Here is a 22,572-nt window from a genome sequence, read left to right on the forward strand (position 1 = left end):
CTTTAAATTATGATACACCTATGTTATACTTTAAAAAACTAAGGAATACTTAATGCAATATGTCTGGCTCCTGTGCAAAAATTAATATATTCTTTATAATTGTATTAGTAACCCCGCCCTTTATCTTTATTAAATTATAATTAGTATTGATATGTAATTTTCTTTACTGACCAAATTAAAAAAGCATGCCCGCCCAAGATTTTTTTAAATTTGGAATTTACTTTAACGCACGGTTAATGCATATTATGTAATGATGAAATTAATATTATAATTTGATTATAATAAATGCTTTGCTTACCGTGCGGCCTAGTAGGCGTTTAAGATATATGTTTTATCCCTTCTTCTAATATCTGCATAACTAATAAAGTTTCTTCATTTTTAACTATAGGTCCTTTCCTAGAATTATACTGTCATATAAGGCATCATATACCCTTCCATAATCTCCATCTACAGTAGGAACTTTTTCTTCCATAAAAGGTTTTTCTACAAGTACATTTTTTCCATTGTCTAAAGCCATTTTAGCATATTGATAATGAAGTTCAGGTTTTGTGCATATTACCACTAAATTAATTTCTTTATCGTTTAGTATGTCATCTATGTTTGAAGTGTATTTTATACCTTCAATTTTTTCCCATTTTGAATTTAATACATTAGGAGAATAAATAGTCTTTACTTTTAATTTGTCTTTTCTTTTTAATACAAAAGGTAAATGATATCTATTTGTACTTTTACCATTTGCAATGTATGCTATGTTTAACATTTTTCGCTCCATATAAAAATATAATAAAGTTTGATAATAAAAAAAGATGCTGCCCTATAAAAGAACAGCACCTTTTTTATGTGTTTATAAGAACGGATAATTATTGTATGTCTTTGTAAGGTGATTTTCCGCTATATACAGGTTTATAATCACTTTTGCTTTGAGCGTCAATATAGAACTGCTCTAAAGTAACAGTACCGTCATCATTAACCTGTCCTATAGGGTCATACTGCCAGAATTTTTTAGGTTCAAAAGTTTCCTGCTGATCTGTTGTGCCATATTTTCCTGTTGTACCTTTTTCAGCAGATATCCAGCCATCAGGGCCCCAAGATAATAGCATGTTTTTCCATTTTTCAGGTACAGCATAAGGGAATACATATCCAGTTTTTGTATCAACAGCAATTAAAAAGTTATCTAGATCATACATAGCATTTCCAACATATCTGTAGAAATAGAATTGTTTTTCTATTTCATTTTCATTGTCATTTTTTGTTTTGAACGGATTAACTCCTTTATAAACATAAATTTTTAATTTAGTTAATCCAATAGCACTTCCTGGAGTTCCTGGTACACCATTTTTACTTTCTCCGTCTGGAGCATTGTAAATATAACAATCATTAGTTCCGTCATTATATGCTGTCCAGCTTCTTTTGTAATCAATTATATTTCCAGTAGGTCCAGTCATAGGATCATATTCTTCAGCTTTACCATCATCTTTAAAGAATGTGAATGTTGGTACAGTTTTATCATCTGTGACAAATTTTAAGAATACTTCATCAAAATTAACATCTGGAGTAGTTCCACCGTTATTTGGATCATTTGGGTTGTTTTTTGAACATGATATAATCATTATCATAGACAAAATTAAAATAGATAGTTTTTTAATCATAATTCCTCTCCTACATTTTTTCAATATTGTAGATTATTATTAAATAATTTCAAGAAACTATATATATTAAAAAATAAAAAAAATAAACAGTTTTTAAAAAATGTCTTTATTTCAATTTTTATTATAATACATATTGAACATATTTATCTATTTATACATTTTTTACAAACAAAAAAACTATATTTTTATCAATTACCGCATTTTTTATATTGAGATTTTATTTATGTTATTTTAATATGTTTTGCATTATAGAAAAATAAAAACGGAGTGAAGTAAAATGAAAAAAATAAGTATTGTATTAACTTTAATTTTATCAGCATTCATTATATCTTCATGTGCTGAAAAAAACCCAAATGATCCTAATACTGATAATTCTAAAAAAATAACTTTAGCTGAAAGAGTTGGTAATTATACAGGTGATATGAATGGACAGCCTTTAAGTATTGAATTTAATGATCAAGGTCATGTTGTTTCTGTACAATTGGGCGGATCTCCACTAGAGGCAGAATATCCTATAGTAGTTGGAGAACCTTCATCTACAAATAAAGAATATACTTTTAGTGTAAAATGGAGTGGTATAATAGTTAATGTAAAAGTTATTTTTGACAGTGATACCGAAGCTACAGGCGGAAATGCTTATGTAGGTATTGGAACAGAACCAAATATGAATAACCCTATAAAAGTTAACAAAATCTAAATAAGATATATTATACTAATTATATGAAGAACATACTATTTCTGATAATAATTATTTCATTATATTCCTGCATGAATCCTTTTGATGCAAGAAAAAGATATTATTATAATTCTACTTCAAATAATAAAAAAGTAAATCCAGATTATCCTGATTTAGATATGCCTTCGTATGACAGTAATGATAAAACCGATCCTTTCAATAGTGCAGAGGATTGGAATAGAATTGACTATAAATTTAATGGAAAGGAACTGTATAACTATTTTATGAAAATAAGTTTTGATGTTCATACAGTTCCTACATATTCCTTTTTTATTCCTAATGACGGCAGAAAATGGAGAAAAATTAAGGGAAGCCATTTTGATGAATATACATTTAATGCCAGTAGAGACGGAAATACAACCGAAGCTCCTTTGGGAGATAAACCATTAGTTATAAATATAAAGCCTATGACAGTTCATCGTTATGGTAAAAATCCTTTGGTACAATATGATGGCGTTTATAATTCTTCTGAAAGAATAAATAGATTTTTCTTCATTAGAGCAGAAGGAAATGCAATAGTTGAATTAGACAATTATCTTATCGCTATAGATACATACAGCAAATTTATATTCGCTTATGCCAAAATAACAAAATATACAGAGATAATGGGGCAGCTGCTTCCTACTGAATTTCAGGCTATAGAGCGTTATCATCAAAAAAGAAAATTTTATGAATATGATCCTATAGGTTTTATTGATGAAAATAAAAACATCATTCTTTATCAAGTATATGCTGATGATATGACAGCAAACTCATCTGAATATGTGCCAAGATATACAGGTACAGACGGGAAAGCGGCCGAGCAAATAGATAAAACTACAACTGGTCATTCACCTTATGCTACAGAGCCCGCTAAAAAATAATATAAAATTTTTAAATCTGCCTTTCCGAACTGTTATTTAATATTCTTCTTATTTATATAAGAATCTTTTTATTTTCTTTGTAGGATTTTTTATAAATTCTTCTTTTTGTATAGTGAATCCTGATATCCTTCCAAATTCCGGAAGCACCTTATTAATTTCTATTCTGTTATTTTCCATAAGTTTATTAATATCTTCTTCACTTAAATTTTCAGCTTTTACTCTTTCATTATCTAAATATATTAAAGCATGCAATTTATTATCTCTTTGAAGAACCAAAGATTCGGATATATAAGGCATAGTATTCAATTTACTTTCTATTTCTTCAGGATAAATATTTTGTCCGCTGGCACCAAGAAGCATATTTTTACTTCTTCCTCTTATAAATATTCTATTGTCTTTGCCAAGTACTCCTAAATCGCCGGTTCTAAGCCAGCCATCTTTAGAAAGAACATCTGCAGTAGCTTTAGGATTTTTATAATATCCAAGCATAACATTTTCACCCTTAACCATTATTTCTCCAACTTCGCCTTCATTCTTAGCATCAATTTTTATTTCCAATGTATCTATTATGCAGCCGCAGCTTCTTGCTTCATGTTTATTCCAAGGCCCATAACTTATTAGAGGTCCGCATTCTGTCATACCGTAACCAACAGTAAATTTAAATCCTATATCCATAAGGAATTTTTCTACATCAGCGTTTAAAGCACTTCCTCCTATTATAACCTCATGGAAATTGCCTCCGAATGACTGTGTTAAACTATCTCTTATTTTTGATTTCAATATAGATGATACAATAGGCAATTTTAATAATTTTGAAATTAGAGGTTTATTTATAGTAGGCAGTATTTTTTTAAGATAAATTTTTTCTATGATAAGCGGAACCATAAGTATAAGATTAGGCTTCACTTCATCAAAGGCCTTTAATAATATATTTGGACTAGGTATAGCATTGAGCATATATATACATGCTCCCTTTGAAAATGGGAAAAGAAAATCAAATAAACAGCCGAATACATGTGCTAATGGCAAAAATGAAAGTATATGGTCATTAGACTTGATAGGCATATTATTAATTGCGAATCTTATATTAGCAGCAAGTGAATTATGATTGAGCATAACTCCTTTACTGAATCCTGTAGTTCCTGATGTATATATAATAGTAGCTAAAGTTTCATTTTCAAATATTGTGAGATGAAAATTTTCTTTGCTGAAATCTTCTAGTTTTATATCATTAAATATATTATCTTTTTTTATTTCTTTTTTATTATCTTGATTTTCTTTATTATCTTCATTATTTTTTATAATTACTGTATCCAAAGTATCTAAGTAGAATGCTTTATTTAGAGATTCTATAGTTTTTGGTTCTATTCCATTAATAATATGCTTATCTGCAAAAAGGAATTTAGATCCTGAATCTTTAAGTATAGAAGCTATATCTTCTTTAGAGAAATCAACTAATATAGGTACTATAACAGCACCGTAACTTACTACTGATAAATATATCAAAGCCCAATTAACAGAATTACTTCCGCATAGAGCTATTTTTTCGCCTTTATGTATATCAAGCTTTTTAAAGGCTATATGTATTTTGGAAATATTTTCTGCTACATCAGAGTATTTTAATATCTTATCTGTACCATAATCAGCCAGAGCATTTATATCCCAGTTTTCTTTTATAGTGTTTTGAATATAGTCGCTTAGTCTTTCTCTAATCATGAGTCCTCTCCTATGTAATTGTGATATATATTATAGTAATTTTAAAAAATATTAGCAACATATCTAAACATAAAAACTGCATGGCATATATTAGATATTATTAAAAGAAAATAAAATAATGGTAAGAATAATTTATATCTTTTATTGGCATCATACATAGCAAGTCTGTAAAATACCATAGCTATAGTTAAAAGTAAGAATCCAGTTAAATAAAGTATGGCTCCGTATTCTCCGACGGCTGATGATATTTTTGATATTGCTATAAGCCAAACCCAGTTTAATATTAAATAATAAATAGTTTCACTAAAACCGCTCCATCTATATCCAAATATGCTTCTCAATATGATAGCTAATACACAAAGTCCGGTAATTATCCCAAAGAAACTCCAACCCCAACCGTTTTTTAATGATATTAAACAAGGAGGGATATAAACTCCCCATATCATCATAATAAAAAATGCATGTGATAATATATAAAAGACTTTTTTAGCTTTATTATTAAATGGGAAAAAATGGTATATTGAATTTATTATATAAAATATAATTAGAAAACTTGAATAGAGTGAAAAAGAAGTTATCTCTCTAGCTGTATTTGAATTAATGATTAAAAGAACCAAAACAACTACAGATAAACTCGCACATATTATACAAATTATAGCACTTATTATTGATACTGATGTTTTGATTTTATTATTAATTTTTATTATACTATTCATAATAGAATATATTAAACCTTATTAATAATAAAGTAAATGGTTATTTGTAACTATTTTTATCAATTAATTAATTTATTCGTTTCTATTTTTTTTTATTCATATATTTTGTGAGTAAAGTTTTTATTCTATCATATTTAAAACCTTTTCTCATTAAGGCTTTGATAATATAATCTTCCTTTCTATCTTTATGTTCATACACTCTATAGTATTTTACTATGGCTTGTTTCAATGCTTTATCATCACTTTTTTCACTTATAGAATTTTGAACTCTTTCTATTAATGAAGATTTTATTTTACATTTCTTTAGATAATCTATAATATGTCTTTTGCTTTTGCCTTTAAGTTTTAAACTATTTACAGCAACTTTTACAAATCTTTTATCATCTATTAAATCATATTCTTTACAGTATGAAACGGCATATCTTATAAATCTTTTTTTATGGCCTTTTTTAAGCATTTTATCTTTGAGCATGCCTTCACTGATAAAGCCTCTTTTTAATATAGATACTGCTGTTTTCCTTGCGGCAGATTCAAAGGCTTTATTTCTTATATGAGGAATTTCTTCATATTCTAGTTCCATTCCTTCATATATATCTAATTCATAAAGTCCGTTTTTAGGTATAGTAAATACATCTCCGCCTGACACTTTGATATGTATTTTATCACCTTTTAATTTCATTTTTAAAATAACCATAATTCAATACTATAATAATATTCTCACTTTTTCAAGTGTTATTTTTTATATGATAAAATAAAATCTATATCTTCTTGTTTTAAACAATGTTTAGGTATAATTATTGCTGACATTTCATCTGTATAAATAAACAAAGATTTAGCACTTGCGTCTATATTTTTTATATCATCTTTATTGAAAGAGCTTGTACCTCTGTCTTCTTTAAATACTACTTTATCATCATAAATTGTTAATTCTTTATCTCCAAATACTTTATCCAATTTACCGCTTCTTACATATTCTTTTACTTTCTTGGCTATTTTTATTTCTATACGTTTTCTATATGTTAATATTTGCAAAATAGAAAATGCTGAAACTAATACTGCCATTATTATTATTAGCAAGGCATTATCTCTAAAATATACAGCCATTGACACGAATATGATAATATATAAAGCTACTAATATAATTATTGTTTTTTTTATTGAGGCAGTCATTTTGGAATTGATTTTTAAGTAATGTAATTGAAAGTCTACAAAGTCATCTTCTACTAATTTATAATTGTATTCTTTTTTCATCTTGTACCTATTATTATTTTTATTTTTTATTAGTATAGTATAACTATATTTTTTTTCAAGTGCGATTTATATTTTGTTTTCCTTTAATGAATTATTTAGAAACCCCACCCTTTAAAATTTTTTGTTTTTATTTAAATTATTGTTTTAATTATCCTTGTTACAAAAATAAAAAAAAGCATGCCCGCCCAAGTGGAATTTAGAAATTTGAATCTCCAAACCGCACGGTGAATTGATTTTAATATAAAAAAAAATTTGTATTGCTGAACTATTTATATTCAAGGTTGTATTTACCGTGCGTTAAAAGAATTATAAATTTAATTAACATTTAGGGTGGGTGTGCTTTTTCTAAAAAAACAAAAAAGTTAATTAAAATAATAATTGTAAAATTAATTAATAAAGAATAATGGGCGGGTTTTAGAATTTGCTGTAATGAAAAATTATAATAAAATACTATATTGAAAAACAATAACAAATTGAGTATAATATTAACACACTATTAAAAACACTATAAATTAAAAAACTTTAAAAATTGTCTAAAATATCATTATTAATAATATAACTATATTTTTTGGTTATGATGTATTATTTTTGCAATTTTTATAAATGGAGATAAAAAATGAAATTTGTATCTTTTGTTGAATGGAATAATACAGAGTCGGTTGGAATATTGAGTAAAGATGGAAGCAAAGTAATTGCTATAAATGAAATAATAACAGATTTCAAACCTAGTGAAAATCCGATGATTCAATTAATAAAAATAATTGATGATAATATATTGGAGAAATTAAGATATGCAGAAGAAAATTTTACACATGCTTATTCTATAGATAATGTTCAAATACTTTCGCCAATAAGAAAACCTATTCATGATATTATATGCGTAGGAGTTAATTACAGCGATCATCTTACAGAAATAAAAAAAGACATGAAAGATTTTAAGGAAGTAAAAGCACCAGTATATTTTTCAAAGAGAGCCATAGAGATTATAGGACTTGGAGATAAAATTAAGGCAAGATTTGATTTGGATAAATGCTTGGATTATGAAGTGGAGCTTGCAATAATTATAGGAAAGAGCGGAAAAGATATAGAGCCTGATGAAGTTCAGGATTATATATTCGGATATAGTATATTTAATGATATATCTTCAAGGGATATACAAAAACGCCATTCTCAATGGTATAAAGGAAAAAGTTTAGATTCATACAGTGCTATGGGACCTTGTATAGTATATAAAGATGATTTAAAATTTCCATTGAATGTAAAAAGCATTTTGAATGATGAAGAAAGACAATCATCAAATACAAAATATATGATACATAATATAAATTATTTGGTGTCAGATATATCTAAAGGCATGACATTAGAAGCAGGCGATATTATTGCAACAGGCACACCTGGAGGGGTAGGTATGTCATTTAATCCGCCTAAATACATGAAAAGCGGTGATAAAATAACATGCTGTATTGATGAAATAGGTGAGCTTATAAATTTTGTAGAATAATATTTTTTATATAATTATGTACTTTTAAGGATTACATACTTTGCAGGCAGAATATCCCATTGACAGAGCTTTACTTAATGAAATAGCTGTTGTATTTGAATTTTTTGTTGTGCGGCAATATTCTCTATGATATTTCTTGCCTTTCTCAGTTATATAAACTGTTTGATTCTGAGCATATGATAAAGATGTGATTATTAATAGTAAAAATAAGACTTTAAAAATCTTCATAATTATTTATCCTGTAATTTTTAATATTATAGGATAATATATGAATAGAGATTTTTATAAACCTTATATAAGATGTTTTTATATAAAAAAATAAATTCTTAGGAACTTTTTATATATTTATTCGTCTAATAGAACAAATACAACATGTCATTTTAAGGGGTTATATTATGAGACACATTATTAGTATTATTTTATTTACAGTTATATTATCAGTATCTGTATATGCTAAAGAAAAAAAATATGATTGGAAAGATTATGACGGAAGCTGTAATTATGAATATTTTATTTATAATGAGGCAGGATTAACAGAGGCTCAATTGGCAGAAGTTATGAAATTAAAAGAAGAATATCAGCCAAGATTTCATAGCTTAAAACAAAAAATTTATTTAGAAAAAACTAAAATGAATTTGGAAATGTCTAAAAAGAATTCTGATCCTAATGTAATAAGCAATTCTATGAATTTAAATGTTCAGTATTCAAAAGAACTTCAAGATTTAGCAGATGAATTTTTAGTAAAATATAACAATATAAAAAACAATAAATAATTATTATAATTGTGTGAAATAGAGATATAATTAATTTTATATCTCTATTTTTTTATTTTAATAAATATAATTAAGAAATATAATAATAAATATTTCCATTTTTATTTTTTATTTTTTCTAGTATAAAACTTGTTTTGTTATACATTCTAACACAATCAAATATTACAGTATTTCCTTTATGATCAATGATATCTTCTTGTTTACATTTACTGCAGCCTACTGACATACTTTTCGGACAGAAAGCAAAGTTCATAGCAGGAATAAAACCTTCTTTTATCGATAAAGTATGTTTTAAATTTTTACCTGCTTCTATAGCAGATATAACAGTATCAATTCCTAATTTATATAAAAGGTTTACGCTGTAATTATTAATTGCATTAAGTCCAATGCCTGCCCATAATATAGCTTTACCTTTTAATGCTTCAATATGTCCTAAATTATTGCATATTACTATCATGTTATTTGTTTTTTCTACTATGCTTTTTATAACTTCAATGTCTTTGTCGAATGTAACATGAGGCAGGAGTATACCGTCTATTTTTTTAGCCTCAAAAAGCTTAATTATATTTTCATCATAAACATTTGGAAATAATATTTTTTTATCATAATGAATATCAGAATATAAATTAATTTTTTCTTCACTGTTTGCAATTAAAACTTTTATATCAGTATTAGGATAATTAATATTTTTTTCACAATCTTTATTATAATTAATTTTTTTAGACTGCATTAAAATATCTTCAAGTTTTTCAATTAGGTATCTTCTAGCTTCATTTAAAATTTTAACAGGTATAAAAGGATTTTTGAATTTTTCTTCTATATTAATATTTTCAAATTCAAATACAGTACCTCCAGTCTTTGAAAGAGAATTAAAAATATCTTCTTTAGTTGTTGCTTTAGTTTTAGCTTCCTGAAGTTTATAATCGCTTATATATTCTATATTGTTTAGTCTTTCATCATATTTGCTATTGACTGTTAATTTTATTTTTTTATTATTATCAATATCATCAAATCCAATTATACAATTTAAATCAAGCTTATGTTTAAAATGGTCGCTTTCAATTATTTTGTCTGCTTCGTCCATTTGTAATTTATCAGTGGTTCTATAAACTTCATCACCTACATTTACATTTTTTAAAACGGCTGAAAAACTTAAATTTCCTTTCGCTCTTTTTACTCTTGTATTATCTTTATACAAATCAGAAATCTGCATTCCAACTTTTCCGCTATCTCCAAATGATAACCCGTCATAAACATTCAATTCTTTTTCTGCTTTTATATATATTTTATTTTTCCTGTATGCAGTAACTTCTCCTATATACTCACCGTCATGGCTAGGCTTATAATTTTCAAAAATATCTTTTGAATTATAATAATAACCTTGTGAAAATCCGCCTCTATTAAAAATCTTCATCAAATCTTCTCTGTATTTTTCAATGGGTATATCTTTATTTTCCAAAGCCAAATCAATAGCATGCCTATATATTGAAGTAGTAACTGCAACGTATTCGCTTCTTTTAGCACGTCCTTCAATTTTAAATGAAGTTATTCCGCTTTCTAGTAAATTTGGAATTATATCAATAGTCATTAAATCTTTAGTGCTTAAAGGATAATCAGTTTTTCCTCCGGTGTATTCCATTCTGCAAGGCTGGGCACAAGCTCCTCGGTTTGCACTTCTTCCGCCATGCAAATATGAATAAGCACATTGACCTGAAAAACTTACGCATAAAGCTCCATGCACAAAAGTTTCAAGTTCTATATCTATGTTATCTCTAATATATTTTATATTCTCTAAACTCATCTCACGAGCTAGAACCACTCTGTCAATATCAATACTTTTAAGTAGTTTTACACTGTCTAAATTATTACAAGACATCTGAGTACTTGCATGCACTGGAATAGTTAAATTATTTCTAACAATATCAATGATTCCCAAGTCTTGAACTATAATAGCGTCAGCTCCTAAATCAGAAACAGTTTTTATTAATGGAAGTACTTTATCAATTTCATCATTATAAACTAAAGTATTAACTGTAATATAAACATTAACATTTCTTAATTTTGCGAATTTTATATTTTCTTCAAGAGCCTTTTCATCGAAGTTTTCAGCAGCACCCACTCTAGCATTAAAACTTTTAGTACCGAAATACACAGCATCAGCCCCAGCATTAACAGCGGCTTTCAAACCTCTTTCATCTCCAACAGGTGCGAGCAGTTCTATTTTTTTGTTTTGTGTTTTTATATTCAATTTGTTTTCCATCTACATTTATTTAATAGTTTAAACTATAGCATATAAGAAAATGAATTCAAGTACTAAATAATTTTTTGATAATTATATATTAATTTTTTATTGTTCTTTTACAATCAGCTTCTTAAATATTTTATACCATATATATGTATATTGACTTTTTTAATTTAATGGTTTATATTTTAATTGAGGTTTTTGATTTTTTATGAAAAGTTGTATTATGTCATTAATTCCTAAACAACATCATAAATAATATTTAAAATAATAATAAATATAGCTTAATTAATAAGAGTAATTTTTATTATTATAAAAAATGAAACTAACTAATAAATTTATTATACTCAATTATATGTGAAGTATATAATATGAGATTATTAAGAAATTAGCATATTAATTATTGAGGAGTAGTTTTTGTGTTAGAAACTTTTGATGTTATGTCTAAAGATGAAAACAATTTTTTGAATGCCTGCCTTTATGGTAAAATTTGTATAATAAAAAAATTAATTGATAAAGTTAATATAAATGTTCAAGATAAAGAAGAAGGATATACTCCTTTAATGAATGCTATAATAGCAAGATCAATAGAGGCGGTTAAGATTTTATTAGAACATAAAGCCGATGTTACTGAAATAAAAGATAAACGCGGAAGAAATGCATTTTTCTTGGCAGCTTCTTTAAATGAACTTGAAATATTAAAACTATTTGAAAAATATAATCCTGATTTTAATACTGTAGATAATGATGGTTCTACTATTTTATACTAGAAAAAAGGAAACTATTGATTATTTACTAAAAAATGGCACAGACATCAATAAAAAAAATAAATATGGAATGACTATTTTAATAGAAAATTCATTATATTATGAAAATCAAAATTTTATAAAATTTTTAGTTGTAAAAGGTGCTGATATTAATGCTCAAAATAATGAAGGTTTAACAACATTAATGTTAGCTGTTAAAAATGATAGAACTGAAATAATAGATTTATGTTTATCAGCCAAAGCAGATCCTAATATAAAAGATAATGAAGGGAAAACAGCTTTATTTTATACTATATCATCTATTAGTAATTTAGAAAATGTTAAGTTAATGACAGAAAATATTCCCATATATCGTATTGATCAGAAAAAAATAAAAGCTACAAATGCTGCTGATAGACTTATAAAGTTATTGGTATATAATGGAGCAGATATTAATGCACAGGATAATAGAGGAAACACTTTATTAATGCATGCTATAACATTTAAATATAAACCTCTTGTAGATGAGATATTAAAATTAAATCCTGATGTGAATATAAAAAATAAAGAAGGTAAAACAGCTAATGATATGGCAAAGGAGTACGGTTATAAAATAGTATAATAGTAAGTATTTTATAAATTTGTAATATTTATGTTTTAATTTATATATAATGATAAGAAAAAATTAAAACTATATAGAACTAATAAAAAACTTGTGAATGTAGTAAAAAATAAGTTTTTTATATATAATAAAAAATTACAAGATTTTGAAAACTATATAATAAAAAAGTGAGCTGAGCACAGGCGTGCTTATTCACTATTTTAAGGCGACCAACACTCTGCGTGCCGTAGGCAAGGTACCTTTGGTAAGCCAGCTAGTGAGTAAACTCACTAGCTTATTTAAGGCGGCTTCACCTTGCTTCGCAATGCGGACTTCGTCGCGAGCATAACAACAGAATAAAAAATTACGAGCCTCTAGCAACTGACAAAGGAAGTTGCTAGAGCTTATTGGCGAGTAATTTTTTATATATTAACAGGAGTTATTACAATGAAAAAAATTATTTTATTTCTTTTAAGCATTAATTTATTATGGGCATTTCCACCTAGTGAAGCGTATTTTTCTGAACTTTTAAGCTATGATGGTAAAGTGACAAAAAATACACTTAAAGCCTATAATGTAGAAAGTTATGGTATAGTTTATTTTGATGGAGAGATTACATTAACAGGAGTTCTTGAAAGATCTGATAATTATGATATGGGAAATAATTATACTGCTTTAAGATTTTATCCTGATAATAATGTAGATCTTCCTTTTTTATATGCTTCATCTGAAATGGATTTGAAAAATCAAGGTGCTTCTAAATATGGTGATTCTTGGGATTTTAGCGGCGTTGAATTTGACAGATTGGAATTCGGTGTTTTATTAAAAAATATTGAAGTAAAATTACCAGAACCTTTGAATAAAAGATTTTTAGGTACTGCTGCTGTAAGAGCTGAAGTTACAATTAGAAATTATCGTTTTTATGGAGAAGGTGAAGCATCTAGAGAGGCTTACGGTGATATTGTAGGTTTTAAGGCTTTAGGTGATGTAGAAACAAAGTATTTTAGTAAAAATAATTATAATTCAGGAAATGTTTCTTACAACGAACTTCAATATAATTCTAAAGACAATTATGTGAATATAAGAGATAAAGCAAATGGAAAAATAATAGGAAAGATTTTGAAAAGAGATATGATTTATAATGGGGGAGTTTTATTATCTATCAATGGAGCAGGTATTGATTATGAGAATTATCAAGATATCGAAACAAAGTGGCTTGAAGTATTTTATCTTCCTCCAGAGGCTGAAGACGGAAAAGATGCAATTCATGGCTTTGTGCATGGTTCACAGATAAAACTTGAAAACGGAGGCTATTAAAAGAGCATAGCAATAATAAAAAAGTTAGCCTACCTGCCAAAGTCCACTTCGCGAGGTGGGCTTCGCTTGTGGCAACACCGAGTAGGTGCCTATTCGGCAAAAGAAGTTGGGGGTTCGGGGGCTAGTCCCCGAAAATAATGACTATATAAAAAATAAAATTGACAAAATATAATTGTTTAGGTATAAACTAAATAAAAAACTTGTGAGTGTAGTGACGAACAAGTTTTTTATATATAATAAAAAGGCGTAGGCAAGACACCATTACGGATGACATAACAATAAAATAAAAAATTACGAGCTTTTGAAAACTATATAAACTAGATAAAAAAGCGAGCCGACTGAGTAGGTACCTTTGGTAAGCCAGCTAGTGAGTTTACTCACTAGCTTATTTAAGGCGGCTGCACCTTGCTTCGCAATGTGGACTTCGTCGCGAGCATAACAACAGAATAAAAAATTATAAGATTTTGAAAACTATATAATAAAAAGTGAGCTGAGCCAGCCCCACAGGGGTACAGACGTGTGAATAAGTTTACTTATTCACTGCTTTAAGGCGACCAAGTAGGCACCCTTAAGGGTGACATAACAACAAAATAAAAAATTACAAGATTTTGAAAACTATATATAACAAAAAAGTGAGCCGTAGCAGCCAGTAACTTTAGTTGCTGGCTTATATTAGCGTAGGCGAACATAACAATAATAGGAGTTATTCAATGAAAAAAATTATTTTATTTCTTTTAAGCATTAATTTTTTATGGGCATTTCCGCCTAGTGAAGCGTATTTTTCTGAACTTTTAAGCGATGATGGTAAAGTGACAAAAAATACACTTAAAGCCTATAATGTGGAAAGTTATGGTATGGTTTATTTTGATGGAGAGATTACATTAACAGGAATTCTTGAAAGATCTGATAATTATGATATGGGAAATAATTATACTGCTTTAAGATTTTATCCTGATAATAATGTAGATCTTCCTTTTTTATATGCTTCATCTGAAATGGATTTGAAAAATCAAGGTGCTTCTAAATATGGTGATTCTTGGGATTTTAGCGGCGTTGAATTTGACAGATTGGAATTCGGTGTTTTATTAGAAAATATTGAAGTAAAATTACCAGAACCTTTAAATAAAAGATTTTTAGGTGCTGCTGCTGTAAGAGCTGAAGTTACAATTAGAAATTATCGTTTTTATGGAGATGGTGAAGCATCAAGAGAGGCTTACGGTGATATTGTAGGTTTTAAGGCTTTAGGTGATGTAGAAACAGAGTATTTTAGTAAATATAATTATAATGTAGGGGAGGTTCATTACAACGAACTTGAATATAATTCTAAAGATGATTATGTGAATATAAGAGATAAAGCAAATGGAAAAGTAATAGGAAAGATTTTGAAAAACGATATGATTTATAATGGGGGAGTTTTATTATCTATCAATGGAGCAGGTATTGATTATGAGAATTATAGAGATATCGAAACAAAGTGGCTTGAAGTATTTTATCTTCCTCCAGAGGCTAAAGACGGAAAAGATGCAATTCATGGCTTTGTGCATGGTTCACAGATACAGATAGAACTTGAAAACAGAGGCTATTAAAGAGCATAGCAATAATAAAAAAGTTAGCCTACCTGCCAAAGTCCACTTCGCGAAGCGTGCCTTCGGCAGGTGTCGGCAGATGTAGGCAAGACACCATTAAAGGTGGCATAGCAACAGAATAAAAAATTACGAGCTTTTGAAAACTATATATAAAAAAGCTAGCCGACCGAGTAGGTACCTTTGGTAAGCCAGCTAGTGAGTAATCACTAGCTTATTTAAGGCGTAGGCTAGTATAACAATAATAGGAATAATTTTATGAATATAGGTGCTGTAAGATCAATTCCTACAATGTTTATTCTAAACTTCTTTACTTTAGGAATATACCATTACTATTGGCTTTACTATGTCAGTTTAGAAGTGAAAAAATTTACTAAGCGAAAAGATATATCTCCTGAATTAGAACTTTTACTTAGTATTATAACATGCAATCTTTACAGCATATATTGGTATAATAAATATGGGAATATTATTCATAAAGAAATAGCTTTAAAAATTGATGAAAATGACAGAAATGATGTTACTCAAATAATTATGGTTTCATTTATTATTGTATTATTTGTAGGGATTCCTATTATAGGCGGATTAATATTTGCTTTTGTTATGGGAGTATTGCTAAGCGGTATGTCGGTACTTTACGGAGGAGCTTATAATAGTTTTACTTTGAATCCTGAAGTATTATTAGTATTTGCTGGTACTATATTAGCAGTTATTGTTATTATTCTAGTAATTACTGCTATGTTACTCATTCCTGATATTATTATGCAAAAGAAATTAAACACTATATGGACAAAAGTAAAAGAACTTCATAATAATAAGAATAAATAAATTTCTTTATTCTTATTATATCCTCAACATACAATCAGTAAATAAAAGAAATTTACTGAATATAAAAAATTATGAATTAAAAACTTCAATTAGGATTATTAAATCTTATATTATTGTCATGTTCGCCTCAACTTATAATCAGCAAATAAATAAATTTATTTGCTGGTTTCGGCTCACTTTAAATTAATCTTTGTATTTAATATATAATTCATCTTCCATATCAAATTTTTCTATCAAATATTTAATTAAATAAAATTTTCTTTCACTGCTGTAATTATTTTCTGCAAAATATATATCGTCTATATCTATTGGATATTCTGTTCTAAGTTCATCTTTATTTTTTGTAATTTGAATTAGACTTTGCATTTCTTCTGTAAAGAATAACTCTTTATTTTGATTATAATAATATCTTAATACAAAAGAAAATAATTTTGAAACATCTACTACTTTATCTATTTTCTCACCATTAAATATTATATAATCTAATTTTTTACCAGTTGGATCTCCAGCCTCAAATATATTTGTTTCTTCATTAATAGTATTGTTGTTAATTTCATTGATAATAATATTAGGATATGTCCAGATATTTATAAATCTTTCGCTTAGAATATTAAAACGTTCTTCTATTCTTTTAGTATTCCATTCATCTATACTTTTTAAATATTCATTAAGCCAAATGTGGCTGTATTTATATCCCTGTTCTTTATTATCTACGTTCATATTTTTTTTATCTAAAAAAGTTTTATTTGAAAGTTCTTTATTATTTGCAGATATTGTTAAATTAGCTATAGTATGAAGTTTGCTTTGCATTGTTTTATATTCTTCATCTGTTAAATTATCTTTCCATTCTTTTATAGGATTTTGAGGAAATATATGTTCTATTTCAAAATCGGTTTTTGAAAAATCAACAACCGTTTTACCAAGTCCCATTTCTAATTTATTGAATAAATACATTTTTCTTTTTGTATTCATAGCATTATATATATCTTTTTCTTTTAATTTATTAATAACTTCATCATTATTTGGAAATCTTTGAACATTTTTTAATTTGCATAAATATTCCTCCAATGAATTGTAATAATTATTTTTATCTATTTTACTATATAGTGACATAAATATTTTATTCATAGCATTGCTGAATACATCACATATAAATCGTCTGAATACAAAAGATTCTATTAAATCAATAATTTTTAAAAAAGTTTTATTGTCTATAACTTTATCATTATAATCTTTATAAATTTTCAAAAAGAATGGATATGATACATTTACTTCTATTGTTTTTATATTTTCAAGTTTTATTGATATATCTTTGTCTTTTTCATTTTTGGGATTTAATAGTTTATTATAATAATTTGAGTACTCTTTTAAACTATTTAAATAGTTTTCTATTTCTTCTAAATTGGTTATAGAATATTTTTCTTTAAACTCTTCATAGATTCTATTTTTATTTGGTATTTTATTATATTCTGCTGTCATAAAATCTCTAATAAAATCTGATACCATATCTTTATTAAGACTTTCATCTCTTGCATTTTTTTCTATAAATTCCCAATAATTTTCATAAATATATTTTTGTTCTTTTGAATTTAATTTCATTAAAATGTAGTTTCTTATTAAATCACCTTGTGATAATGCTAATCCAGTGGAGTTTAAACTTTCAAATATACACTGAGGATCATCTTCTTTTCTATCTAAAGACATATCAACAAATATTAATTTTTCTAATCCATATAAAATACTTTCATAATTATAGCTGTTTATTTCTTTTTCAAAAAAATTATAATTATCTATTATGTTAGATTTTTCTTTAAACTCTCCTCCTAACAAAATAGATTTTAATGCTTTATTATTATTTTCTGTTGGTTTTAATTTTATTTTTTCTTCTTCTGTGTTAGCATATTTATTTATAAGATAATGTTCGTAAATCCTATCTCTTAATCTATTATCTTCTAAATCTTTTGCTAGTTTATATAATCTTAAGTAAATTAATATTATTGTAGTTAATCTTTGCTGTCCATCTACTATAATTAATTCTTGTATTCCTGTTTTAGGAGCATGATCATCAACATATACTATACTTCCTATGAAATGTTCTCTATCTAATTTACCAGCATCTTTTATATCATTTAGTAGAACTTTACATTCTTTTATAGTCCAATCATAATTCCTTTGATATACTGGTATAACAAATTGTATATCATTTTTCTTTATTAAATCATTTAATTTAGCTTCACTAGCTTTCATAATGAACTCCTAAACTTCATATATACATTATACTATATTTAAAATAAAATTAAACTTATTATAATATACTTTTTTACAGCATTCAAATTTGATATATACACAATTAAATGATATAATAATTAAATCATCTTGAAGAAAAAAGTTTGGAATTAATATGAATCACTTAATCACAGGCCCAATGTTTGCCGGTAAATCAAAATATCTTATCAAAACTTTGGACTATCTTTTACTTGAAAATAAAAACATAAAAATATTATTTATATATCCTAAAATATCTTTCAGAGGGTATTTCTGTAGGGATAAAGATGTTTATTTAGATAAAAGAATAGATATAATAACTGAAGAAGAAATTGAAAATAATCTTGGAAAGGATATAGAAAATATTTATAATTACATTGCCAGATATGATATTATTGGAATAGATGAATTTTGTTTTTTAAATGATACTTCTATTTTTATACAGCTTATAAAAACATGCACACAAAGAAACTGCAGAACAAATTTTTATATAGCTTCACTCGACATGGATTACAAAAGGAATTATTGGGAAAGCGTATCTGCATTAATAGAAGAAGATTTGATTGATATACATACAAAAGTTTTCGGCAAATGCGACTGCGGGAGAAAAGGAATATATTCAAAGAGAATAGTTAAAGATGTTGATAGAGTTGTAATTGGAGATGATATATATAAATGCGTGTGCCGATATTGTTATGAAGGTGAAGACGAAGTAAAATTTGATTTATAAAATTATTTAAGGATTTTATATTATGAAAAGAACTTTATTTATATTACTATTTGCTTTTATAATATTATCATGCAGAAGCAAGTATAATCCTGTAGCTGATGAAGATAATGTACAATATACAGGACATGAACAAGAGATACAGGAAGTATTTAAATTAGTAAATGAAACAAGAGCAAAGGCTGGTAAATCATCTTTAAAATTAGATGAAAAATTAAATATGGCAACGGCTATACGTGCCAAAGAAATATCAACTTATTTTAGCCATACTAGACCAGATGGAACTCCTTGGTATACAGTGGCAAAAGATGTACCAGATTGTCCAAGTCCTTCAGCTGAGAATATAGCTGCGTATTATCAAACACCTCAAGCTGTGATGAACGGTTGGATAAATTCTTCAGGGCACTACGCAAATATTATTGGCGGTTATAGTTACATAGGTATAGGTGTTTATAAAGACAGCAATGGAAAATTATATTGGGTACAGCTTTTTAGATAAATTTTTATTATAATTGTATTAACGCACGGTAAATAAAATTTATGATATTAAAAAAATGATATTCACATGTAATTATATTTGATAGTTTGTTCTGTGTGCGGTATATATTCTATAAATCTACAAAAATCTTGGGTGGGCAGCTATAATTTCTGATTAAAACATTAAATATAATTAAATTTCAAATACATATAAAAGTGATAAATCTAAAGGGTGGGAATTCTAAATAATTTTTGTTTTAAAAAATTAATTACATACCCCGCCCTTTTTCTTGATTGTACAATTTGCAATTTTAATTTGATTATTTTTTTAACTTAATTAGAAATTACAGCACCCGCCCAAGTGTTATTTAAATTTATAGTTTATTTAACGCACGGTAAATGCATTTCTATTTATTGTTTCAATACAATTTATAACTGAATTATATTTATAATTTTATTCTGCGTGCGGAATAGGGCAGTGAATTTACAATACTATATAATTAGAACATAATAAAAATCCTTTAATATTAAATGAATAATATTAAAGGATTATTTTTTATATTTTTAATTAATTAGCTTTTCTTAAAACTTTAAATTTTATCATAAAACTTAGGAGCAAGTAAGGCAAGTACGCACATTACTATGAATCCTGTTAATAATGCAGCTATAGGATTTAAACTTATTCCTCCAACTATTACACCAATGAAAGTAGATATAGCAACCAAACCAGCATAAGGAATCTGTGTTGCAACATGTTCTAATAGAGGACAGTTACTTCCAGTGGATGAAAGTATTGTAGTATCAGATATAGGAGAACAATGGTCGCCGAATACAGCACCTGAAACAACAGAACCAACATTTATAAGAAGAACATTAAGAAGTGCATTATCAGTATAACCATTAGCAGCAGCAAGACCATTAGCAATAGGTATAACTATAGGAATAAGTATAGCAAAAGTACCCCAGCTTGTACCAGTAGAGAAAGCTATAACACAGCCAAGTAAATAACCTATAGCAGGAAGTATCCAAAGAGGGAAACCGCCACCTTTTACAGCTTCAGATAAGAAAGCAGCAAGTCCAAGTCCGCCGTCTGCAGGAGATGATTTAATAACACTTCCTATAGACCAAGCTAATGCAAGAACTACTAATGCAGGAACCATAGATTTAACACCTTCCATAATAGAGTTTCCAGCAGAACGTACACTTAATAATCTTCTAGCTACATAATAGATGTACATTATCATAAGCGAAATAACAGCACCATAGAATAAAGCTTTAGAAGCATCAGTATCCAAGAATGCCTGATTCAAAGATATGCTTGACATAGCTTGAGAGAAAGTTGTTATTCCATCACTTCCTACTAAACCCATATATGTAGTAACAGGGAACATCACTATACAAACTATTATAAGTACAAGTATAGCTATAACCATATCATACCATTTAGCTTGATTGTTTGAAGAAGTTTCCATATTACCAGGGCAAGCTCCATATAATTCTTCATCAAAAAGTTTTCCATTCTGAGCATTGTCTTCACTTCTTTTCATAGGTCCGAAATCTTTAAATACTAAAGAAATAAGAACTACAAAAGCCAAAGCAAGAAGCGGATAAACAGAATAAGGTATCATTTTTATGAAAAATATAAATTCACTTATATTCAAAGATTCAAAACCTTCAGAATCTCTTATATAACTCATAACAGTTACAACCCAAGTTGATATAGGAGCAAGTATACATACAGGAGCTGCAGTAGAATCCAATATATAAGCAAGTTTAGCTCTTGAAATTTTATTCTGGTCTGAAACAGGACGCATAACAGTACCAACTGATAAACTGTTAAAATAGTCATCTATAAATATGATAAGTCCGAAGAACCAAGTAAAAATTAGTATACTTTTTTTAGTTTTCAAATATTTACTAGCCCATAATCCGAAAGCTTTAGTAGCTCCAGTTTTTGAAAGCATACTAACAAAAGCACCAAGCAAAGCACAGAATAAAAGTATTCTTATATTCCAAGCATCACTGCTCATTTCTGCTACCTTATCAGTAAATATTGTAATAGCAGTAAATACATTACCATGTGCTATTATTAATGTGCCTGATAATATACCAAGAGTAAGAGAAATAATTACTTCTTTGGTAACTAGGGCAAGTATAATGGCTAAAAGCGGGGGTATGATACCCAATAAACCATAATGTTCCATAAGATTTACTCCTAATTAATATATACAATTCATAATTTTGTAGTATTTTATGAATAATAACTTTGATAAAAGTATAAAAAAAGCCCCCTTCTTTAGGGAGCCTAAATATTCAAAAATTATAATTTACAAATTATTGGTAAATATATAATTTAACACTCCCAAAGAAAGAAGCTTTGTTTCAACTTTTTATACAAAAATAAATTATTCATTAAAATAATATCCAAAATTATTCTTACTTTTAATAGTAAATCAATTTTATATTAAAAATAATACTTTGTCAATACGTAAATTAATTAAACTCTGCACAGGAGCCAGACATATTGCATTAAGTATTCCTTAGTTTTTTAAAGTATAACATAGGTGTATCATAATTTAAA

18 protein-coding genes and 1 pseudogene are annotated in these 22,572 nt (G+C 27.1%); 10 read left to right on the plus strand and 9 right to left on the minus strand.

Features of this window, described 5'->3' with window-relative positions; translation table 11 throughout:
- Positions 1-382: 382 nt before the first annotated feature.
- Both Q0K52_RS10750 and Q0K52_RS10755 read right to left on the minus strand, forming a co-directional pair.
- Positions 383-760 carry a Gfo/Idh/MocA family oxidoreductase gene (locus Q0K52_RS10750; RefSeq protein ID WP_297299273.1) on the minus strand — a complete coding sequence of 126 codons (378 nt, stop codon included), beginning with the start codon at positions 758-760 and terminating at the stop codon, positions 383-385.
- Between the two features lie 100 nt (positions 761-860).
- A complete protein-coding gene (locus Q0K52_RS10755) occupies positions 861-1,649 on the minus strand; it encodes a hypothetical protein (protein WP_297299275.1) in 789 nt (262 codons plus the stop codon).
- Between the two features lie 277 nt (positions 1,650-1,926).
- Here Q0K52_RS10755 and Q0K52_RS10760 point away from each other — a divergent pair, with 277 nt between their 5' ends.
- Positions 1,927-2,346, plus strand: a complete 420-nt coding sequence (locus Q0K52_RS10760; protein ID WP_297299277.1) for a hypothetical protein — start codon at positions 1,927-1,929, stop codon at positions 2,344-2,346.
- 71 nt (positions 2,347-2,417) lie between these two features.
- Positions 2,418-3,248 carry a hypothetical protein gene (locus Q0K52_RS10765; protein WP_297299278.1) on the plus strand — a complete coding sequence of 277 codons (831 nt, stop codon included), beginning with the start codon at positions 2,418-2,420 and terminating at the stop codon, positions 3,246-3,248.
- 48 nt (positions 3,249-3,296) lie between these two features.
- On the opposite strand, the gene Q0K52_RS10770 is transcribed toward Q0K52_RS10765, so the two are convergent.
- The 4 genes from Q0K52_RS10770 to Q0K52_RS10785 form a co-directional block, all read right to left on the minus strand.
- Positions 3,297-4,964 carry an AMP-binding protein gene (locus Q0K52_RS10770; protein WP_297299280.1) on the minus strand — a complete coding sequence of 556 codons (1,668 nt, stop codon included), beginning with the start codon at positions 4,962-4,964 and terminating at the stop codon, positions 3,297-3,299.
- A 41-nt stretch (positions 4,965-5,005) separates the two neighbouring features.
- Positions 5,006-5,680, minus strand: a complete 675-nt coding sequence (locus tag Q0K52_RS10775; protein WP_297299281.1) for a hemolysin III family protein — start codon at positions 5,678-5,680, stop codon at positions 5,006-5,008.
- An 82-nt stretch (positions 5,681-5,762) separates the two neighbouring features.
- The gene (locus Q0K52_RS10780) at positions 5,763-6,359 is read right to left on the minus strand and encodes a RecX family transcriptional regulator (RefSeq protein ID WP_297299302.1); all 597 of its coding nucleotides are present in this window, start codon (positions 6,357-6,359) and stop codon (positions 5,763-5,765) included.
- Between the two features lie 53 nt (positions 6,360-6,412).
- Positions 6,413-6,931 carry a YcxB family protein gene (locus Q0K52_RS10785; protein ID WP_297299283.1) on the minus strand — a complete coding sequence of 173 codons (519 nt, stop codon included), beginning with the start codon at positions 6,929-6,931 and terminating at the stop codon, positions 6,413-6,415.
- A gap of 616 nt (positions 6,932-7,547) precedes the next feature.
- Between Q0K52_RS10785 and Q0K52_RS10790 the strand changes: the two genes are divergently transcribed.
- Together Q0K52_RS10790 and Q0K52_RS10795 are read left to right on the plus strand one after the other, a co-directional pair.
- Positions 7,548-8,432, plus strand: a complete 885-nt coding sequence (locus Q0K52_RS10790; RefSeq protein WP_297299285.1) for a fumarylacetoacetate hydrolase family protein — start codon at positions 7,548-7,550, stop codon at positions 8,430-8,432.
- Between the two features lie 395 nt (positions 8,433-8,827).
- A complete protein-coding gene (locus tag Q0K52_RS10795; protein ID WP_297299286.1) occupies positions 8,828-9,205 on the plus strand; it encodes a hypothetical protein in 378 nt (125 codons plus the stop codon).
- A 70-nt stretch (positions 9,206-9,275) separates the two neighbouring features.
- On the opposite strand, the gene Q0K52_RS10800 is transcribed toward Q0K52_RS10795, so the two are convergent.
- On the minus strand, positions 9,276-11,465 hold the full coding sequence (locus tag Q0K52_RS10800) for a U32 family peptidase (RefSeq protein WP_297299288.1): 2,190 nt from the start codon (positions 11,463-11,465) through the stop codon (positions 9,276-9,278).
- Between the two features lie 422 nt (positions 11,466-11,887).
- On the opposite strand from Q0K52_RS10800, the pseudogene Q0K52_RS10805 reads away from it, so the two are divergent.
- The 4 genes and pseudogenes from Q0K52_RS10805 (at position 11,888) to Q0K52_RS10820 (ending at position 16,522) form a co-directional block, all read left to right on the plus strand.
- Positions 11,888-12,815 (plus strand): annotated as a pseudogene (locus Q0K52_RS10805) (ankyrin repeat domain-containing protein).
- Positions 12,816-13,241: 426 nt separating this feature from the next.
- Positions 13,242-14,111 carry a hypothetical protein gene (locus tag Q0K52_RS10810; protein WP_297299290.1) on the plus strand — a complete coding sequence of 290 codons (870 nt, stop codon included), beginning with the start codon at positions 13,242-13,244 and terminating at the stop codon, positions 14,109-14,111.
- 710 nt (positions 14,112-14,821) lie between these two features.
- Positions 14,822-15,697 carry a hypothetical protein gene (locus Q0K52_RS10815; protein ID WP_297299291.1) on the plus strand — a complete coding sequence of 292 codons (876 nt, stop codon included), beginning with the start codon at positions 14,822-14,824 and terminating at the stop codon, positions 15,695-15,697.
- Between the two features lie 255 nt (positions 15,698-15,952).
- Positions 15,953-16,522, plus strand: coding sequence for a DUF4234 domain-containing protein (locus Q0K52_RS10820; RefSeq protein ID WP_297299293.1), 570 nt, complete (start codon positions 15,953-15,955; stop codon positions 16,520-16,522).
- A gap of 183 nt (positions 16,523-16,705) precedes the next feature.
- Here the strand turns inward: Q0K52_RS10820 and Q0K52_RS10825 are convergent, their stop codons facing one another.
- Positions 16,706-18,769 (minus strand): DUF262 domain-containing protein, encoded by a 2,064-nt coding sequence (locus Q0K52_RS10825; protein ID WP_297299295.1) that lies wholly within the window; start codon positions 18,767-18,769, stop codon positions 16,706-16,708.
- A 154-nt stretch (positions 18,770-18,923) separates the two neighbouring features.
- Between Q0K52_RS10825 and Q0K52_RS10830 the strand changes: the two genes are divergently transcribed.
- Together Q0K52_RS10830 and Q0K52_RS10835 are read left to right on the plus strand one after the other, a co-directional pair.
- On the plus strand, positions 18,924-19,517 hold the full coding sequence (locus Q0K52_RS10830) for a thymidine kinase (protein WP_297299296.1): 594 nt from the start codon (positions 18,924-18,926) through the stop codon (positions 19,515-19,517).
- A 22-nt stretch (positions 19,518-19,539) separates the two neighbouring features.
- On the plus strand, positions 19,540-20,013 hold the full coding sequence (locus Q0K52_RS10835) for a CAP domain-containing protein (RefSeq protein WP_297299298.1): 474 nt from the start codon (positions 19,540-19,542) through the stop codon (positions 20,011-20,013).
- Between the two features lie 568 nt (positions 20,014-20,581).
- Here Q0K52_RS10835 and Q0K52_RS10840 read toward each other — a convergent pair.
- Positions 20,582-22,195: a Na+/H+ antiporter NhaC family protein gene (locus Q0K52_RS10840; RefSeq protein ID WP_297299300.1), complete on the minus strand. Its 1,614-nt coding sequence runs from the start codon at positions 22,193-22,195 to the stop codon at positions 20,582-20,584.
- Positions 22,196-22,572: the final 377 nt, after the last annotated feature.

Source organism: uncultured Brachyspira sp. (assembly GCF_944390845.1).
Lineage (GTDB): Bacteria > Spirochaetota > Brachyspiria > Brachyspirales > Brachyspiraceae > Brachyspira > Brachyspira pulli.

Bases quoted from the DNA above. Each gene is read 5' to 3' on its own strand.
- Q0K52_RS10750 (WP_297299273.1), bottom strand. From the start codon at position 760: ATGTTAAACATAGCATACATTGCAAATGGTAAAAGTACAAATAGATAT.
- Q0K52_RS10755 (WP_297299275.1), bottom strand. From the start codon at position 1,649: ATGATTAAAAAACTATCTATTTTAATTTTGTCTATGATAATGATTATA.
- Q0K52_RS10760 (WP_297299277.1), top strand. From the start codon at position 1,927: ATGAAAAAAATAAGTATTGTATTAACTTTAATTTTATCAGCATTCATT.
- Q0K52_RS10765 (WP_297299278.1), top strand. From the start codon at position 2,418: ATGAATCCTTTTGATGCAAGAAAAAGATATTATTATAATTCTACTTCA.
- Q0K52_RS10770 (WP_297299280.1), bottom strand. From the start codon at position 4,964: ATGATTAGAGAAAGACTAAGCGACTATATTCAAAACACTATAAAAGAA.
- Q0K52_RS10775 (WP_297299281.1), bottom strand. From the start codon at position 5,680: ATGAATAGTATAATAAAAATTAATAATAAAATCAAAACATCAGTATCA.
- Q0K52_RS10780 (WP_297299302.1), bottom strand. From the start codon at position 6,359: ATGAAATTAAAAGGTGATAAAATACATATCAAAGTGTCAGGCGGAGAT.
- Q0K52_RS10785 (WP_297299283.1), bottom strand. From the start codon at position 6,931: ATGAAAAAAGAATACAATTATAAATTAGTAGAAGATGACTTTGTAGAC.
- Q0K52_RS10790 (WP_297299285.1), top strand. From the start codon at position 7,548: ATGAAATTTGTATCTTTTGTTGAATGGAATAATACAGAGTCGGTTGGA.
- Q0K52_RS10795 (WP_297299286.1), top strand. From the start codon at position 8,828: ATGAGACACATTATTAGTATTATTTTATTTACAGTTATATTATCAGTA.
- Q0K52_RS10800 (WP_297299288.1), bottom strand. From the start codon at position 11,465: ATGGAAAACAAATTGAATATAAAAACACAAAACAAAAAAATAGAACTG.
- Q0K52_RS10810 (WP_297299290.1), top strand. From the start codon at position 13,242: ATGAAAAAAATTATTTTATTTCTTTTAAGCATTAATTTATTATGGGCA.
- Q0K52_RS10815 (WP_297299291.1), top strand. From the start codon at position 14,822: ATGAAAAAAATTATTTTATTTCTTTTAAGCATTAATTTTTTATGGGCA.
- Q0K52_RS10820 (WP_297299293.1), top strand. From the start codon at position 15,953: ATGAATATAGGTGCTGTAAGATCAATTCCTACAATGTTTATTCTAAAC.
- Q0K52_RS10825 (WP_297299295.1), bottom strand. From the start codon at position 18,769: ATGAAAGCTAGTGAAGCTAAATTAAATGATTTAATAAAGAAAAATGAT.
- Q0K52_RS10830 (WP_297299296.1), top strand. From the start codon at position 18,924: ATGAATCACTTAATCACAGGCCCAATGTTTGCCGGTAAATCAAAATAT.
- Q0K52_RS10835 (WP_297299298.1), top strand. From the start codon at position 19,540: ATGAAAAGAACTTTATTTATATTACTATTTGCTTTTATAATATTATCA.
- Q0K52_RS10840 (WP_297299300.1), bottom strand. From the start codon at position 22,195: ATGGAACATTATGGTTTATTGGGTATCATACCCCCGCTTTTAGCCATT.